The 16809-nt window shown below is 58.2% G+C and carries 14 protein-coding genes and 1 pseudogene; 11 read left to right on the forward strand and 4 right to left on the reverse strand.

The genetic code is table 11. The annotated features are described in order from the left end of the window. The first annotated feature begins 170 nt into the window (after positions 1-170). The 6 genes from aspS (at position 171) to ruvB (ending at position 5425) form a co-directional block, all read left to right on the forward strand. Positions 171-1943, forward strand: a complete 1773-nt coding sequence (gene aspS / locus ENTCL_RS09615) for an aspartate--tRNA ligase (RefSeq protein WP_013365922.1) — start codon at positions 171-173, stop codon at positions 1941-1943. Position 1944: 1 nt separating this feature from the next. Further along, positions 1945-2388, forward strand: coding sequence for a dihydroneopterin triphosphate diphosphatase (nudB, locus tag ENTCL_RS09620; protein ID WP_013365923.1), 444 nt, complete (start codon positions 1945-1947; stop codon positions 2386-2388). A 27-nt stretch (positions 2389-2415) separates the two neighbouring features. Continuing rightward, entirely contained in the window at positions 2416-3156 is a 741-nt protein-coding gene (locus tag ENTCL_RS09625; protein ID WP_013365924.1) for a YebC/PmpR family DNA-binding transcriptional regulator, read from the forward strand. Between the two features lie 36 nt (positions 3157-3192). Next, entirely contained in the window at positions 3193-3714 is a 522-nt protein-coding gene (gene ruvC, locus ENTCL_RS09630; RefSeq protein WP_013365925.1) for a crossover junction endodeoxyribonuclease RuvC, read from the forward strand. 80 nt (positions 3715-3794) lie between these two features. Then, entirely contained in the window at positions 3795-4406 is a 612-nt protein-coding gene (gene ruvA / locus ENTCL_RS09635; RefSeq protein ID WP_013365926.1) for a Holliday junction branch migration protein RuvA, read from the forward strand. 8 nt (positions 4407-4414) lie between these two features. Further along, on the forward strand, positions 4415-5425 hold the full coding sequence (gene ruvB / locus ENTCL_RS09640; protein WP_013365927.1) for a Holliday junction branch migration DNA helicase RuvB: 1011 nt from the start codon (positions 4415-4417) through the stop codon (positions 5423-5425). Positions 5426-5427: 2 nt separating this feature from the next. Here ruvB and znuB read toward each other — a convergent pair whose 3' ends face one another. Beyond that, positions 5428-6213 carry a zinc ABC transporter permease subunit ZnuB gene (gene znuB, locus ENTCL_RS09645; protein WP_013365928.1) on the reverse strand — a complete coding sequence of 262 codons (786 nt, stop codon included), beginning with the start codon at positions 6211-6213 and terminating at the stop codon, positions 5428-5430. Then, positions 6210-6965: a zinc ABC transporter ATP-binding protein ZnuC gene (gene znuC, locus ENTCL_RS09650; protein WP_013365929.1), complete on the reverse strand. Its 756-nt coding sequence runs from the start codon at positions 6963-6965 to the stop codon at positions 6210-6212. The genes znuB and znuC overlap by 4 nt, the downstream gene beginning before the upstream one ends. Positions 6966-7042: 77 nt before the next feature. Between znuC and znuA the strand changes: the two genes are divergently transcribed. The 3 genes from znuA to lpxM all read left to right on the forward strand — a co-directional run bounded on the left by znuA (position 7043) and on the right by lpxM (position 10408). Continuing rightward, positions 7043-7987, forward strand: a complete 945-nt coding sequence (gene znuA / locus ENTCL_RS09655) for a zinc ABC transporter substrate-binding protein ZnuA (RefSeq protein WP_013365930.1) — start codon at positions 7043-7045, stop codon at positions 7985-7987. Between the two features lie 15 nt (positions 7988-8002). Continuing rightward, complete coding sequence (gene mepM / locus ENTCL_RS09660) at positions 8003-9322, forward strand: murein DD-endopeptidase MepM (RefSeq protein ID WP_013365931.1); 1320 nt, start codon at positions 8003-8005, stop codon at positions 9320-9322. A 114-nt stretch (positions 9323-9436) separates the two neighbouring features. Then, the gene (gene lpxM / locus ENTCL_RS09665; RefSeq protein ID WP_013365932.1) at positions 9437-10408 is read left to right on the forward strand and encodes a lauroyl-Kdo(2)-lipid IV(A) myristoyltransferase; all 972 of its coding nucleotides are present in this window, start codon (positions 9437-9439) and stop codon (positions 10406-10408) included. A gap of 48 nt (positions 10409-10456) precedes the next feature. On the opposite strand, the gene pyk is transcribed toward lpxM, so the two are convergent. Together pyk and ENTCL_RS09675 are read right to left on the reverse strand one after the other, a co-directional pair. Then, a complete protein-coding gene (pyk, locus tag ENTCL_RS09670; RefSeq protein WP_013365933.1) occupies positions 10457-11899 on the reverse strand; it encodes a pyruvate kinase in 1443 nt (480 codons plus the stop codon). A 125-nt stretch (positions 11900-12024) separates the two neighbouring features. Then, a pseudogene (locus ENTCL_RS09675) lies at positions 12025-12929 on the reverse strand (MurR/RpiR family transcriptional regulator). A 323-nt stretch (positions 12930-13252) separates the two neighbouring features. Here ENTCL_RS09675 and zwf point away from each other — a divergent pair. Together zwf and edd are read left to right on the forward strand one after the other, a co-directional pair. After that, positions 13253-14728, forward strand: coding sequence for a glucose-6-phosphate dehydrogenase (gene zwf, locus ENTCL_RS09680; RefSeq protein ID WP_013365935.1), 1476 nt, complete (start codon positions 13253-13255; stop codon positions 14726-14728). A 235-nt stretch (positions 14729-14963) separates the two neighbouring features. Beyond that, the gene (gene edd / locus ENTCL_RS09685; protein ID WP_013365936.1) at positions 14964-16775 is read left to right on the forward strand and encodes a phosphogluconate dehydratase; all 1812 of its coding nucleotides are present in this window, start codon (positions 14964-14966) and stop codon (positions 16773-16775) included. Positions 16776-16809: the final 34 nt, after the last annotated feature.

Genomic DNA, 16809 nt, shown 5'->3' on the forward strand with positions numbered 1-16809 from the left:
CAAGCGTACAGCAATCACGCGTACGATGCGCGTCGGGCTTATCGTACGGCAGAATTTCCAGTATAATAGCCGCCTTTTTTCATCCAGTTGTGACATTCAGCTAAAGCTGCGACAGTATTGCCTGCAAGGCAGGCGACAATTCGGCCTGCGGCTAAGTTAAGGGATATCTCATGCGTACAGAATATTGCGGGCAACTGCGTCAGTCCCACGTCGGGCAGCAGGTGACTTTGTGTGGTTGGGTCAACCGCCGTCGTGATCTCGGCAGCCTTATCTTCATCGATATGCGTGACCGCGAAGGTATCGTTCAGGTGTTCTTCGACCCGGATCGCGTCGATGCGTTTAAACTGGCCTCCGAACTGCGTAATGAGTTCTGCATTCAGGTCACCGGCACCGTACGTGCGCGCGACGAGAGAAACGTAAACCGCGATATGGCGACCGGCGAGGTGGAAGTCTTCGCCACCGATCTGACCATCATCAACCGCGCGGAACCGCTGCCGCTCGACTCAAACCAGGTCAACACCGAAGAAGCGCGTCTGAAGTACCGCTATCTCGACCTGCGTCGCCCGGAGATGGCCCAGCGCCTGAAAACCCGCGCGAAAATCACCAGCTTTGTGCGTCGCTTCATGGACGACCACGGCTTTCTCGACATCGAAACCCCGATGCTGACCAAAGCGACGCCGGAAGGCGCGCGCGATTACCTGGTGCCGAGCCGCGTGCACAAGGGTAAATTCTACGCGCTGCCGCAGTCGCCGCAGCTGTTCAAACAGCTGCTGATGATGTCCGGCTTCGACCGCTACTACCAGATTGTTAAATGCTTCCGCGACGAAGACCTGCGCGCTGACCGCCAGCCGGAATTCACCCAGATCGACGTGGAAACCTCCTTCATGACCGCGCCGCAGGTGCGTGAAGTGATGGAAGCGATGGTGCGTCAGATGTGGCTGGAAATTAAGGGCGTGGATCTGGGCGATTTCCCGATCATGACCTTCGCCGAAGCAGAACGCCGCTACGGCTCCGACAAACCGGATCTGCGTAACCCGATGGAGCTGGTGGACGTTGCCGACCTGCTGAAAAACGTTGAGTTCGCAGTCTTCGCCGGTCCGGCTAACGACCCGAAAGGCCGCGTCGCCGCGCTGCGCGTTCCGGGCGGCGCCAGCTTAAGCCGCAAGCAGATTGACGACTACGGCAACTTTATTAAGATTTACGGCGCGAAGGGCCTGGCGTACATCAAGGTCAACGAACGCGCGAATGGCCTGGACGGCATCAACAGCCCGGTGGCGAAGTTCCTGAATGCTGAAATCGTGGAAGAGATCCTGGCCCGCACCGGCGCGCAGGATGGCGACATGATTTTCTTCGGCGCGGACAACAAGAAAGTGGTGGCCGACGCGCTGGGCGCGCTGCGCCTCAAGCTCGGCAAAGACCTGAGCCTGACCGCCGAAAGCAAATGGGCGCCGCTGTGGGTTATCGACTTCCCGATGTTTGAAGAGGACGGCGAAGGCGGCCTGACCGCGATGCACCACCCGTTCACCTCGCCGAAGGATATGACTGCGGCCGAGCTGAAGGCAGCGCCGGAAGAGGCGGTCGCCAACGCCTACGACATGGTTATCAACGGCTACGAAGTGGGCGGTGGTTCTGTGCGTATTCACCGTGGCGACATGCAGCAGACCGTGTTTGGCATCCTCGGCATCAATGAACAGGAGCAGCGCGAGAAGTTCGGCTTCCTGCTGGACGCGCTGAAGTACGGCACGCCGCCGCACGCGGGCCTGGCATTCGGTCTGGATCGCCTGACCATGCTGCTGACCGGCACTGACAACATTCGTGATGTTATCGCCTTCCCGAAAACCACCGCCGCGGCCTGTCTGATGACCGAAGCGCCGAGCTTTGCTAACCCGGCGTCTCTCGCCGAGCTGGGCATTCAGGTGGTCAAGAAGGAAGAGAATAACTGATATGACGTTTAAGCTCCCCGTTTCGGTTTTAGTGGTCATTTTTGCGCAAGATACGAAACGGGTGCTGATGCTGCAGCGGCGCGACGATCCGGCGTTCTGGCAGTCAGTGACTGGCAGCCTTGAAGCCGGTGAAACCGCGCCGCAGGCCGCCGCGCGTGAAGTAAAGGAAGAGGTCGCCATTGACGTTGCCGGTGAGCAACTGACCTTAGAGGACTGTCAGCGCACGGTGGAGTTTGAGATTTTTTCGCATTTACGTCATCGCTACGCGCCGGGTACCGAGCGCAATACAGAATCGTGGTTCTGTCTTGCGCTGCCCCATGAGCGACAGGTCGAGATAAGCGAACATCTGGCATACCGCTGGGTAGACGCAGGCGAAGCCGCCAGCCTCACCAAGTCGTGGAGCAACCGGCAGGCGATTGAAGAATTTGTAATTCATACCGTCTGAGAAAGACGGCTTACTGGAGATATTTTTATGGCAGGTCATAGTAAATGGGCCAACACCAAACACCGCAAAGCGGCACAGGATGCCAAGCGCGGTAAAATTTTCACCAAAATCATTCGTGAGCTGGTAACAGCTGCGCGTCTGGGCGGCGGCGATGCGGGTTCCAACCCGCGTCTGCGTGCGGCAATTGATAAAGCGCTGTCCAACAACATGACGCGCGACACCCTGAACCGTGCGATTGCGCGCGGCGTAGGCGGTGACGAAGACGCGAACATGGAAACCATCATTTATGAAGGCTACGGCCCTGGCGGTACCGCCGTGATGGTGGAGTGCCTGTCCGACAACCGTAACCGTACCGTTGCCGAAGTGCGTCACGCCTTCACCAAAACCGGTGGTAACCTGGGGACCGACGGCTCCGTTTCCTACCTGTTCAGCAAAAAAGGGGTGATTTCCTTTGACGCGGGCGATGAAGACACCATCATGGAAGCGGCGCTGGAAGCCGGTGCTGAAGACGTGGTGACCTTTGACGACGGCGCTATCGACGTATACACCGCCTGGGAAGAGATGGGCGCGGTACGCGATGCGCTGGAAGCCGCTGGCCTGAAAGCGGACAACGCAGAAGTCTCCATGATCCCGTCGACCAAAGCGGACATGGATGCGGAAACTGCGCCGAAGCTGCTGCGTCTTATCGATATGCTCGAAGACTGCGACGACGTGCAGGAAGTGTACCACAACGGCGAAATCTCTGATGAGGTTGCGGCAACCCTGTAATGGCGTTGCTGACCATAACACCACCGGGAGCGCGTGATGGCCATTATTCTCGGCATTGACCCAGGCTCACGCGTCACCGGTTATGGCGTCATCCGTCAGGTTGGTCGCCAGCTAACCTACCTTGGCAGCGGCTGTATTCGCACCAAAGTCGACGATCTGCCGTCGCGCCTGAAGCTTATCTACGCAGGCGTGACGGAGATAATCACCCAGTTTCAGCCCGACTATTTCGCCATTGAGCAGGTTTTTATGGCGAAAAACGCCGACTCGGCGCTGAAGCTCGGCCAGGCGCGCGGCGTCGCTATCGTCGCGGCGGTAAACCAGGATTTGCCGGTGTTTGAATATGCCGCCCGTCAGGTAAAACAGACGGTGGTCGGCATCGGCAGCGCGGAGAAAAGCCAGGTGCAGCACATGGTGCGAACCCTGCTGAAGCTTCCCGCTAACCCTCAGGCCGATGCGGCGGATGCGCTGGCGATAGCCATTACGCACTGTCACGTCAGCCAGAATGCGATGCAGGTGAGCGAATCGCGGCTCAACCTGGCGCGAGGAAGGCTACGTTAATGCAAAATCAGGCTGGATGTTTATCCAGCCTTTTTTTATGATATGGCTTTCGAACTCATACCCTAACGCAGGAGCGTCATGTGATCGGCAGACTCAGAGGCATTATTCTGGAAAAACAACCCCCGCTGGTACTGTTAGAGGCGGGCGGCGTCGGCTACGAAGTCCATATGCCAATGACCTGTTTCTACGAACTGCCGGACCAGGGGAAAGAGGCTATTATTTTCACCCATTTTGTGGTGCGCGAGGACGCCCAGCTGCTGTTTGGCTTCAATAACAAGCAGGAGCGCACGCTGTTCCGCGAGCTTATCAAGACCAACGGCGTGGGGCCGAAGCTGGCGCTGGCGATTCTTTCCGGTATGTCCGCGGCGCAGTTCGTTAACGCGGTTGAACGCGAAGATCCGGCGGCGCTGGTGAAACTGCCGGGCATCGGCAAGAAAACCGCAGAGCGCCTGATTGTCGAGATGAAGGACCGCTTCAAAGGCCTGCACGGCGATCTGTTCACTCCGGCCGCCGACCTGGTGCTGACCTCTCCGGCGAGCCCGGCGGCGGATGATGCCGAGCAGGAAGCGGTTGCCGCGCTGGTGGCGCTGGGCTATAAACCACAGGAAGCCAGCCGGATGATAAGCAAAATCGCCCGTCCGGACGCCAACAGTGAAACGCTAATTCGCGAAGCGCTTCGCGCCGCATTGTGAGGTAAGGGATGATTGAAGCAGACCGCCTGATTTCCGCAGGCAGCTCCACTGCAGAAGAGGTTGCAGACCGCGCGATTCGCCCGAAGCTGCTGGCGGAGTACGTCGGCCAGCCGCAGGTGCGCTCGCAGATGGAAATCTTCATTCAGGCGGCGAAGCTGCGCGGCGATGCGCTGGATCATCTGCTTATCTTTGGTCCGCCGGGGCTGGGCAAAACCACGCTGGCGAATATTGTCGCCAACGAGATGGGCGTCAATCTGCGCACCACCTCCGGCCCGGTGCTGGAAAAGGCCGGCGACCTGGCGGCGATGCTGACCAACCTCGAACCGCACGACGTGCTGTTTATCGATGAAATCCACCGCCTGTCCCCGGTGGTGGAAGAGGTGCTGTATCCGGCGATGGAGGATTATCAGCTGGATATTATGATTGGCGAAGGCCCCGCCGCGCGCTCGATTAAAATTGACCTGCCGCCGTTTACCCTGATTGGCGCCACCACCCGCGCCGGTTCGCTGACGTCGCCGCTGCGCGACCGCTTCGGCATTGTGCAGCGCCTGGAGTTTTACCAGGTACCGGATCTTCAGCACATCGTCGGGCGCAGCGCGCGCTATATGGGGCTTGAGATGAGTGAAGAAGGGGCGCTGGAAGTGGCCCGCCGCTCCCGCGGTACGCCGCGTATCGCCAACCGCCTGCTGCGACGGGTGCGTGATTTCGCCGAGGTGCGCCACGACGGCACGATTTCGGCGCACATTGCCGCCGAGGCGCTGGATATGCTCAACGTTGACGCCGAAGGGTTTGACTATATGGACCGCAAGCTGCTGCTGGCGGTAATCGACAAGTTCTTCGGCGGACCGGTGGGGCTGGATAACCTGGCCGCGGCCATCGGCGAAGAGCGTGAGACCATTGAGGATGTGCTGGAGCCCTACCTGATTCAGCAGGGCTTTTTGCAGCGCACGCCGCGCGGGCGAATGGCGACAGTGCGGGCGTGGAACCATTTCGGCATCACCCCGCCGCAGACGCCATAAAGCTACTGCGCCGCTTTTTTCGTCATGCTGAGAATAAACAGCGCCGCGGCGCACAGCACTACCGACGGCCCTGCCGGCGTATCGTAGAAGGCGGAGAAGGTAAGCCCGCCTGTAACCGCTATCATCCCCGTTACTACCGCGATCCAGGCCATCTGCTCCGGCGTACGGGCGAAACGACGCGCGGTCGCCGCCGGGATGATCAGCAGCGACGTGATAATCAGCGCGCCGACAAACTTCATCGCCACGCCGATAGTCAGTGCCGTCACCAGCATCAGCAGCAGCTTCACGCGCTGCAGCTTCACACCGTCCACAAACGCCAGGTCGGGGCTGATGGTCATCGACAGCAGGTTACGCCACTGCCAGAGTAAAATCGCCACCACCACGATAACGCCGAGGGCAATAGAGATAAGGTCGGACGGCGTGACGGCAAGCAGATCGCCAAACAGGTAGGCCATCAGGTCGACGCGCACGTTGGACATCAGGCTGACCACCACCAGGCCCAGCGACAGCGCGCTGTGGGCCATAATCCCCAGCAGCGTGTCCACCGCGAGGTGAGGGCGGCGCTCCAGCCAGACCAGACCGCCCGCCAGCATCAGTGTGACCACAATCACCGCATAAAACGGGTTCACGTTCAGCAGCAGGCCAAAAGCGACGCCGAGCAGCGAGGCGTGGGCGAGGGTGTCGCCGAAGTAGGACATCCGGCGCCAGACGACAAACGAGCCCAGCGGACCCGCCGCGCAGGCGAGCATGATCCCGGCCAGCCAGCCGGGCAGAAGCAGTTCAATCATGAGTGACCATTTCCCCGGCGCAGTACGATGCGTCCCTGTAAATCATGGCGGTGGTTATGCTGATGGCGATAGATACCGAGCTGCTGCGCGCCGCGCTGGCCGAACATCGAGATAAATTCCGGATGCATGGAAACCACCTCCGGCGTGCCGGAGCAGCAGATATGGTGATTCAGACACAGCACCTCGTCGGTTTTCGCCATCACCAGATGCAGGTCGTGGGACACCATCAGCACCGCGCAGTTAAGCTCAAGGCGCAGCTGGTCAATCAGATCATACAGCGCGACCTGGCCGTTGACATCAACGCCCTGGGTCGGTTCGTCCAGAACCAGCAGCTGCGGCCGGTTGAGCAGGGCGCGCGCCAGCAGCACGCGCTGGGTTTCCCCGCCGGAGAGCTTTTGCATCGGCGCGTCGAGCAGGTGTCCCGCCTGGACACGTTTCAGCGCCGGTAAAATATCGTCCTTGCGCGTCCCAGGACGCAGGCGCAGAAAGCGTCCTACCGTCAGCGGCATGGTGGCGTCAAGGTGCAGCTTCTGCGGAACATAGCCGATACGCAGCTTCCCTTCGCGGCGGATAACGCCCTCGCCGGGCGCGACCAGTCCGAGAACCACGCGGACGAGCGTCGACTTCCCGGCGCCGTTGGGGCCAAGAAGCGTCAATATTTTGCCTGGCTTCAGAGCCAGTGAAACATCCGACAGCACGCGGCGTTGGCCGAAGCTGACCGAGACGTTTTCTAGTGTGACAAGATTGGTCATGAGAATTTGGGCTTGCACTAACGAGTGAATGTTATAATATCACATTCCCCTCATCCATTACGATTAAATGACGCATTATGTTACATAAAAATACGCTTCTTTGCGCAGCCTTATCGGCTGCCCTGTGGGGAGCCGCCGCGGCGCCTTCTCAGGCGGCCGTTGTCGCTTCGCTGAAACCGGTCGGATTCATTGCCGCCGCCATTGCAGACGGTGTAACAGAGACGCAGGTTCTGCTGCCTGACGGCGCTTCAGAACACGACTATTCCCTGCGCCCATCGGATGTAAAACGCTTACAAAACGCCGACTTAGTGGTATGGATTGGTCCAGAAATGGAAGCCTTTATGGACAAGACAACTAGCGCGTTCCCGGAGGGTAAAAAAGTCACGATTTCAACGCTCGACGGCGTGAAACCGCTGCTCATCAAAGGAGTGGACGATGACGACCATGCCGATGAGCATGACCACGGCAGCGCTGAAAAAAGTGATGCAGATCACCATCATGGCGAGTACAACATGCATCTGTGGCTCTCCCCAGAGATAGCGCGCCTCTCAGCGGTTGCAATCCACGATAAATTAGTGGAACTTATGCCGCAAAGTCGAGCCAAACTAGACGCCAACCTGAAGGATTTTGAGGCACAACTTGCCGCAGCCGATAAGCAGGTGGGTAGCGAGCTGGCGCCGCTGAAAAATAAGGGGTATTTCGTTTTTCATGATGCCTATGGCTACTACGAAAAACACTACGGTTTGACCTCGTTGGGGCATTTTACCGTCAACCCGGAAATTCAGCCTGGTGCGCAGCGTTTACACGAAATAAGAACACAGTTGGTTGAGCAAAAAGCGACCTGCGTTTTTGCTGAGCCACAATTCAGGCCGGCAGTGGTGGAAGCGGTTGCCCGCGGAACCTCCGTTCGTATGGGAACGCTGGACCCGCTCGGCATTAGCATCCCGGTGAGTAAAACGAGCTATGCGGCGTTTCTTACCCAACTGGCGAACCAGTATGCGAGCTGCCTGAAAGGAGATTAATGAGGAAGTGAATACGTGCAACAGATAGCCCGCTCTGTCGCCCTGGCATTTAACAATTTGCCGCGACCTCACCGCGTTATGCTGGGGTCGCTTACCGTTCTCACCTTAGCGGTCGCCGTCTGGCGACCCTACGTTTATCACCCCAACACCGCGCCGATCGTCAAAACGATCGAGCTGGAAAAAAACGAAATCCGTTCACTGCTGCCCGAGGCCAGCGAGCCTATCGACCAGGCGCCGCAGGAAGAAGAAGCCATTCCCCAGGACGAACTGGATGATAAAGCCGATGGCGATGCCGGCGTGCATGAGTACGTGGTGTCGACAGGCGATACCCTCAGCAGCGTGCTGAACCAGTACGGTATCGACATGGGCGACATCAGCCAGCTTTCCGCTGCGGATAAAGACCTGCGCAACCTGAAAATCGGCCAGCAGCTGTCATGGACGCTCAACGCCGATGGCGATCTGCAGCAGCTGACCTGGGAGATGTCCCGCCGCGAAACGCGCACCTACGACCGCACCGCTAACGGCTTTAAGATGAGCAGCGAAATGCAGGAAGGTGACTGGGTGAACAGCGTGCTGAAAGGCACCGTCGGCGCAAGCTTTGTCTCAAGCGCCCGCGACGCCGGGCTGACCAGCGCGGAAATTAGCGCGGTTATTAAAGCGATGCAGTGGCAGATGGACCTCCGCAAGCTGAAAAAAGGCGACGAGTTTTCGGTGCTGATGTCCCGCGAAATGCTGGAAGGCAAGCGCGAGCAGAGCCAGCTGTTGGGCGTGCGTCTGCGTTCCGATGGTAAAGACTACTACGCGATTCGCGCCGAAGACGGCAAATTCTATGACCGCAACGGCACCGGGCTGGCGAAGGGGTTCCTGCGCTTCCCGACCTCGCGCCAGTTCCGCGTCTCGTCAAACTTTAACCCGCGTCGCCTGAACCCGGTCACGGGCCGCGTCGCGCCGCACCGCGGCGTAGACTTTGCGATGCCGCAGGGTACGCCGGTTCTGGCGGTTGGCGACGGCGAAGTCGTGCAGGCGAAACGCAGCGGCGCGGCCGGATACTATGTGGCGATTCGCCATGGCCGGACCTACACCACGCGCTATATGCACCTGCGTAAGCTGCTGGTCAAGCCTGGACAGAAGATAAAGCGCGGCGACCGTATCGCCCTGTCAGGGAATACCGGCCGTTCTACCGGCCCGCATCTGCATTATGAAGTGTGGATCAACCAGCAGGCGGTGAACCCGCTGACGGCGAAGCTGCCGCGTACCGAGGGGCTGACCGGCTCCGATCGCCGCGATTACCTGGCGCAGGTGAAAGACGTCGTTCCGCAGCTGCAGATTGATTAATTGCTGTTCGCGCAAGGCCGGCACCCGATGGGCGCCGGCTTTTTCTTTTGTGCGATGCTTCCGGCCTCGCTACACTATCCCATTATTTATTTCTGGTACGACTCTGGAACCGGCATGGAAACGAAAAAAAATAACATTGAGTTTATTCCTCAGTTCGAGAAATCTTTTTTACACCCGCGCTTCTGGGGATCCTGGATTGGCGTCTTCGCGTTTGCCGGTATTGCGCTCACTCCGCCTTCGTTTCGCGATCCGATCCTCGGGGCGTTAGGCCGTCTGACGGGGAAGTTTGCCCGCAGCGCCCGGCGTCGCGCGCAGATTAACCTGCTGTACTGCTTTCCGGACAAAAGCGAGCAGGAGCGGGAGACGATGATCGACGACATGTTCGCCACCGCGCCGCAGGCGATGGTGATGATGGCCGAACTCGGCCTGCGCGATCCGAAAAAAATCCTCGCCCGCGTCGACTGGCAGGGCAAGGAGATTATCGATGATCTGCGCCGCAACAACGAGAAGGTGATTTTCCTGGTGCCCCACGGCTGGGGGGTCGATATCCCGGCAATGCTGATGGCGTCGGAAGGCCAGATGATGGCGGCAATGTTCCATAATCAGGGCAACCCGGTCTTTGATTACGTCTGGAACACGGTGCGCCGGCGTTTTGGCGGCCGCATGCACGCGCGCAATGACGGCATCAAGCCGTTTATTCAGTCTGTCCGTCAGGGGTACTGGGGCTACTATCTGCCGGATCAGGATCACGGCGAAGAGCACAGCGAGTTTGTGGATTTCTTCGCGACCTATAAAGCCACTCTGCCCGCGATTGGCCGCCTGATGAAGGTCTGCCGCGCGCGGGTGGTGCCGCTGTTTCCGGTTTACAACGGCAAAACGCATCGCCTGACGGTGGAAGTGCGCCCGCCGATGGATGACCTGCTGACCGCGGACGACAACACCATCGCCCGGCGGATGAACGAAGAGGTGGAGATTTTTGTCGGGCCGCACCCGGAACAGTACACCTGGATACTGAAGCTGCTGAAGACCCGCAAGCCGGGCGAAACAGAGCCCTATCGGCGCAAAGACTTGTTCCCGAAGAAATAAAAAAAATCCCCCAGCGATGGGGGATTTTCACATTCTGCGACGGTGAAATTATTCGACGGTCAGGATGCGCGTGGTGTTGGTGGAGCCGACGGTGCTCATCACATCGCCCTGGGTCACGATAACCAGGTCGCCGGAGATCAGGTAGCCTTTGTCACGCAGCAGGTTGACGGCGTCCTGCGCGGCGGCCACGCCGTCGCACGGGCTGTCAAAATGCACCGGCGTCACGCCGCGGTACAGGGACGTCAGGTTCAGCGTGCGCTCATGACGGGACAAGGCGAAAATCGGCAGACCGGAGCTGATGCGAGAGGTCATCAGCGCGGTACGGCCGGACTCGGTCATGCTGATGATGGCGGTCACGCCCTTGAGGTGGTTGGCCGCGTACATTGCGGACATGGCGATAGCCTCTTCCACGTTGTCAAACTGCACGTCCAGACGGTGTTTCGATACGTTGATGCTGGGGATTTTCTCCGCGCCGAGACAGACGCGCGCCATCGCCGCCACGGTCTCTGCCGGGTACTGCCCGGCGGCGGTTTCCGCAGACAGCATCACGGCGTCGGTGCCGTCCAGCACGGCGTTCGCCACGTCCATGACTTCCGCGCGGGTCGGCATCGGGTTGGTGATCATTGATTCCATCATCTGGGTGGCGGTGATCACCGCACGGTTCAGCTGACGGGCGCGACGGATCAGCGCTTTCTGAATGCCGACCAGCTCCGGGTCGCCGATTTCCACGCCGAGATCGCCACGAGCCACCATCACCACGTCGGAGGCCAGGATAATGTCATCCATCGCGTCCTGGCTGCAGACGGCTTCAGCGCGTTCCACTTTCGCGACGATCTTGGCGTCGCAGCCAGCATCGCGCGCCAGGCGGCGGGCGTAGTTAAGGTCTTCGCCGCAGCGCGGGAAGGATACGGCCAGGTAGTCGACGCCGATAAGCGCCGCGGTTTTGATGTCTGCTTTGTCTTTATCGGTCAGCGCTTCGGCAGAGAGACCGCCGCCCAGCTTGTTAATGCCTTTGTTGTTAGACAGCGGGCCGCCAACGGTCACTTCGGTAAAGACCTTCATATCCTGCACCTGCAGGACTTTCAGCTGCACGCGACCGTCGTCGAGCAGCAGGATATCACCGGGTACGACGTCATCCGGCAGGCCTTTATAGTCGATGCCAACCTGTTCTTTGTCGCCTTCGCCTTTACCCAGGTTGGCGTCCAGCAGGAATTTGTCGCCGATATTGAGGAAAACTTTGCCTTCTTTAAACGTTGAAACGCGGATCTTTGGTCCCTGTAAATCACCAAGGATTGCAACATGACGACCCAGTTTTGCCGCAATTTCACGCACCTTATCTGCACGAAGCTTATGATCTTCAGGGGTGCCGTGAGAGAAGTTCATGCGCACAACGTTAGCGCCAGCCGCAATAACTTTTTCCAGGTTGTTATCGCGATCGGTAGCCGGGCCTAACGTGGTGACGATTTTGGTTCTGCGAAGCCTTCTGGACATGTAATACTCCGTTGACTGAAACAACTTTGGTGTTGCGTGAATATGGATACGGACGTTCCACACAGAAAGAAGTATGCAGGAACTTAACCGAATGTATAAATAAGTTACAAGCTTGTTATCAAATTTTAATGATTATCGCTGTGTATCAGCAATTCCTTATCAAAACGCGATTCCTTTAATGCTTCCTTGACCCGCTTCAAGTTATCCCTGAATTTTGCCCCCCGGCGCAGAGTAAAACCAGTTGCCAGGACGTCGATCACGGTTAACTGCGCCAGACGGGACACCATGGGCATATAAATGTCAGTATCTTCCGGAACGTCCAGGTTAATGGCGAGCGTCGCCTCACGCGCAAGCGGCGTACCGGCAGAGGTGAGGGCGATAACCATCGCGTCGTTTTCGCGAGCCAGCTGCGCCAGCTCAACCAGACTTTTGGTCCGCCCGGTATGGGAGATAAGCACCACCACGTCATCATCGTTGCAATTCATACAGCTCATGCGTTGCAAAACGATGTCATCGGAGTACACCACCGGGACGTTAAAACGGAAAAACTTGTTCATGGCGTCATGCGCGACGGCGGCGGAGGAGCCGAGGCCGAAGAAGGCAATCTTCTTGGCCTGCGTCAGCAGGTCGACAGCGCGGTTCACCGCGGCCATATCCAGCGACTGGCGGACGTGATCGAGGCTCGCCATCGCCGATTCGAAAATCTTCCCCGTGTAGGCTTCGACGCTGTCGTCTTCATCGACGTTGCGGTTCACATACGGTGTACCGTTGGCGAGGCTTTGGGCGAGGTGCAGCTTGAAATCGGGGAAACCGCGCGTTTCCAGACTCCGGCAGAAGCGGTTGACGGTAGGCTCGCTGACGCCTGCCTCCAGCGCCAGTGCGGCAATGCTCGAGTGGATAGCCTGGGAGGGTGAGGACAGAATAACTTCCGCCACTTTACGCTCGGATTTGCTAAGGTTTTCCAGTCTGGACTGGATTTTTTCCAGCATGTTCATTAGTAGCAGGCGCTCATCAATTGAAACGATTTCATTAATGGGTGAAATCATTGTGCATTTTAGCAAGAATATACCCCTGGGCGCCGCACAACGGTGAGGAAAGGCAGCAAAAAATGTTGTTTTTTTTCATTACATGATCAGAGTCGTGTTTTAGCAGCGACGCTGCGTTTGAAATAACCCACAAAATTAAGCGGTTGCCGCAGCGGCGAACGCGGTTTTTTCCCTGCGGTGCCTTTAAAGCCCGTATACTGGTGAATCAGAGTTTCGGTAATTACGTAAACACAGTACAGTGCACTGTAAGAAAATTACAAATAAGCGCCTGGCTGAAGTACCGGGCAATCCAACTGAGGAGAATGACATGGCGGTAACGCAAACGGCCCAGGCATGTGACCTGGTCATTTTCGGCGCGAAGGGTGACCTGGCGCGTCGTAAACTGTTGCCTTCCCTGTACCAACTGGAGAAAGCAGGACAGCTGCATCCGGATACCCGCATCCTTGGGGTAGGTCGCGCCGACTGGGATAAAGAAGCCTATACCAAAGTAGTGCGTGAGGCGCTGGAAACCTTCATGAAGGAAAAAATTGATGAAGGTCTGTGGGATACCCTGAGCGGTCGCCTGGATTTTTGCAATCTCGACGTTAACGACACCAAAGCCTTTACCCGCCTTGGCAAGATGCTTGACCAGAAAGAGCACGTCACCATTAACTACTTTGCGATGCCGCCAAGCACCTTTGGCGCTATCTGCAAAGGCCTCGGCGAAGCGAAGTTGAATAAAAAGCCGGCGCGCGTGGTGATGGAAAAGCCGCTGGGAACGTCGCTTGAGACCTCCCGCGAAATCAACGACCAGGTCGGCCAGTATTTCGAAGAGTGCCAGGTTTATCGTATCGACCACTATCTGGGTAAAGAGACGGTGCTTAACCTGCTGGCGCTGCGCTTTGCCAACTCCCTGTTCGTCAATAACTGGGATAACAAAACCATCGATCATGTGGAAATCACCGTCGCCGAAGAAGTGGGTATCGAAGGCCGCTGGGGCTACTTCGACCAGGCCGGCCAGATGCGCGATATGATTCAGAACCACCTGCTGCAAATTCTCTGCATGATTGCGATGTCGCCACCGTCGGATCTGACCGCCGACAGCATCCGCGATGAGAAGGTTAAGGTGCTGAAATCCCTGCGCCGCATCGACCGCTCCAACGTGCGTGAGAAGACCGTCCGCGGCCAGTACACCGCCGGGTTTGCGCAGGGCAAAAAAGTGCCGGGCTACCTGGAAGAAGAGGGCGCCAACAAGCAGAGCAACACTGAAACCTTCGTGGCTATCCGCGTTGATATCGACAACTGGCGTTGGGCGGGCGTGCCGTTCTACCTGCGTACCGGCAAACGTCTGCCGACCAAATGCTCTGAGGTGGTGGTGTACTTCAAAAACCCGGAGCTGAACCTGTTCAAAGAGTCCTGGCAGGAGCTGCCGCAGAACAAGCTGACCATCCGTCTGCAGCCTGATGAAGGCGTGGATATCCAGGTTCTGAACAAGGTGCCGGGCCTCGATCACAAGCACAACCTGCAGACCACCAAGCTGGATCTGAGCTACTCCGAAACCTTCAATGAAACGCATCTGGCGGATGCCTATGAGCGACTGCTACTGGAGACCATGCGCGGTATCCAGGCGCTGTTCGTCCGTCGTGACGAGGTGGAAGAAGCCTGGAAATGGGTGGACTCCATCACCGGCGCGTGGGCGACCGATCAGGATGCGCCGAAGCCTTATCAGGCAGGCACCTGGGGACCGGTTGCCTCTGTGGCGATGATCACCCGCGACGGCCGTTCATGGAACGAGTTTGAATAAGGTTGCCGTTACCCCTGATGAGGTATTTTACCGGTAACATGATCTAACACAGCTTGTCGTTCAAAATGTGTGCTTTTAAGCCTCGCGAGGGTTCACCCGCGGGGCTTTTTTTATTACACTGCCGGAAGAGAAGTTTGCCCCTGAGCTCCAGTATTCACAGGTTTCGGCATTGTTAACCACTGCTTTCGCCCTTGTTAATGCTGCCGCCCGGACAGCCTAAATTTGAGGAGCATTTATGAATCCGACAATGTTACGCGTAACAAAACGCATTATTGAACGCTCAAAAGAGACCCGCAGCGCCTACCTTGCGCGGATAACCCAGGCAAAGTCGGATACCGTGCAGCGTTCCCATCTCGCCTGCGGCAATCTGGCGCATGGCTTCGCCGCCTGCCAGCCGGACGATAAGGCGTCGCTGAAAAGCATGCTGCGTAACAATATCGCGATCATCACCTCCTACAACGATATGCTTTCTGCACATCAGCCCTATGAATACTACCCGGACATCATCCGCAAAGCGCTGCACGGTGTGAATGCGGTCGGCCAGGTGGCGGGCGGCGTACCGGCGATGTGCGACGGCGTCACCCAGGGGCAGGACGGTATGGAGCTCTCCCTGCTGAGCCGCGAGGTCATTGCGATGTCGGCGGCGGTTGGCTTGTCTCACAACATGTTCGATGGCGCGCTGTATCTTGGAGTGTGCGATAAAATCGTCCCAGGGCTGACCATGGCGGCGCTGTCGTTTGGCCATCTGCCGTCCATATTTATTCCGTCAGGCCCGATGGCCAGCGGCCTGCCGAATAAAGAAAAGGTGCGGATTCGCCAGCTGTATGCCGAAGGTAAAGTCGACCGGATGGCGCTGCTGGAGTCGGAAGCGGCCTCCTATCACGCGCCGGGCACCTGCACCTTCTACGGCACCGCCAACACCAACCAGATGGTGGTGGAATTTATGGGCATGCAGCTTCCGGGCTCCTCGTTTGTACATCCGGACGCGCCGCTGCGCGAAGCGCTGACCGCCGCCGCCGCGCGCCAGGTCACCCGTATGACCGGTAACGGCAACGCGTGGATGCCGCTGGGCAAGATGTTCGATGAAAAAGTGGTGGTGAACGGCATCGTGGCGCTGCTGGCGACCGGCGGCTCCACCAACCATACCATGCACCTGGTGGCGATGGCGCGGGCGGCCGGGATCGTCATTAACTGGGATGACTTCTCCGACCTTTCCGACGTGGTGCCGCTGCTGGCGCGTCTCTACCCGAACGGTCCGGCCGACATTAACCACTTCCAGGCGGCGGGCGGCGTACCGGTGCTGGTGCGCGAACTGCTGAAAGGCGGTCTGCTGCATGAGGATGTCGATACTGTCGCCGGGCGCGGCCTTAGCCGTTACACCCTTGAGCCGTGGCTGAATAACGGCGAGCTGGACTGGCGCGAAGGGGCGAATGCGTCGCTGGACGCTGACGTTATCGCCAGCATTGAGCAGCCGTTTTCCCATCACGGCGGCACCAAAGTGCTGAGCGGCAATCTGGGACGCGCGGTGATGAAAACCTCCGCTGTACCGACAGAGAACCAGATTATCGAAGCTCCGGCGGTGGTGTTTGAAAGCCAGCATGATGTTCTGCCGGCGTTTGATGCCGGTCTTCTGGACAAAGACTGCGTGGTGGTGGTTCGCTATCAGGGGCCAAAAGCGAACGGCATGCCAGAATTGCATAAACTTATGCCGCCATTAGGTGTATTATTGGACCGCTGTTTCAAAATTGCGTTAGTTACCGATGGACGGCTTTCCGGCGCTTCAGGTAAAGTGCCTTCAGCTATCCATGTGACGCCTGAAGCTTACGATGGCGGGATGCTGGCGAAAGTGCGCGACGGCGACATTATTCGGGTGAACGGCCAGACAGGGGAACTGACGCTGCTGGTCGACGACGCGGTACTGGCGGCGCGTGAGCCGCATATTCCTGATCTGCGCGGCTCGCGGTCAGGGACCGGTCGCGAGCTGTTCGGCGCGCTGCGCGAGCAGCTTTCCGGCGCAGAGCAGGGCGCAACCTGCATCACCTTTTAACACGACAAGATTTATCGATCTGGCGAGAGAAAAA

This window comes from [Enterobacter] lignolyticus SCF1, from assembly GCF_000164865.1.
Taxonomy (GTDB): Bacteria; Pseudomonadota; Gammaproteobacteria; order Enterobacterales; family Enterobacteriaceae; genus Enterobacter_B; species Enterobacter_B lignolyticus.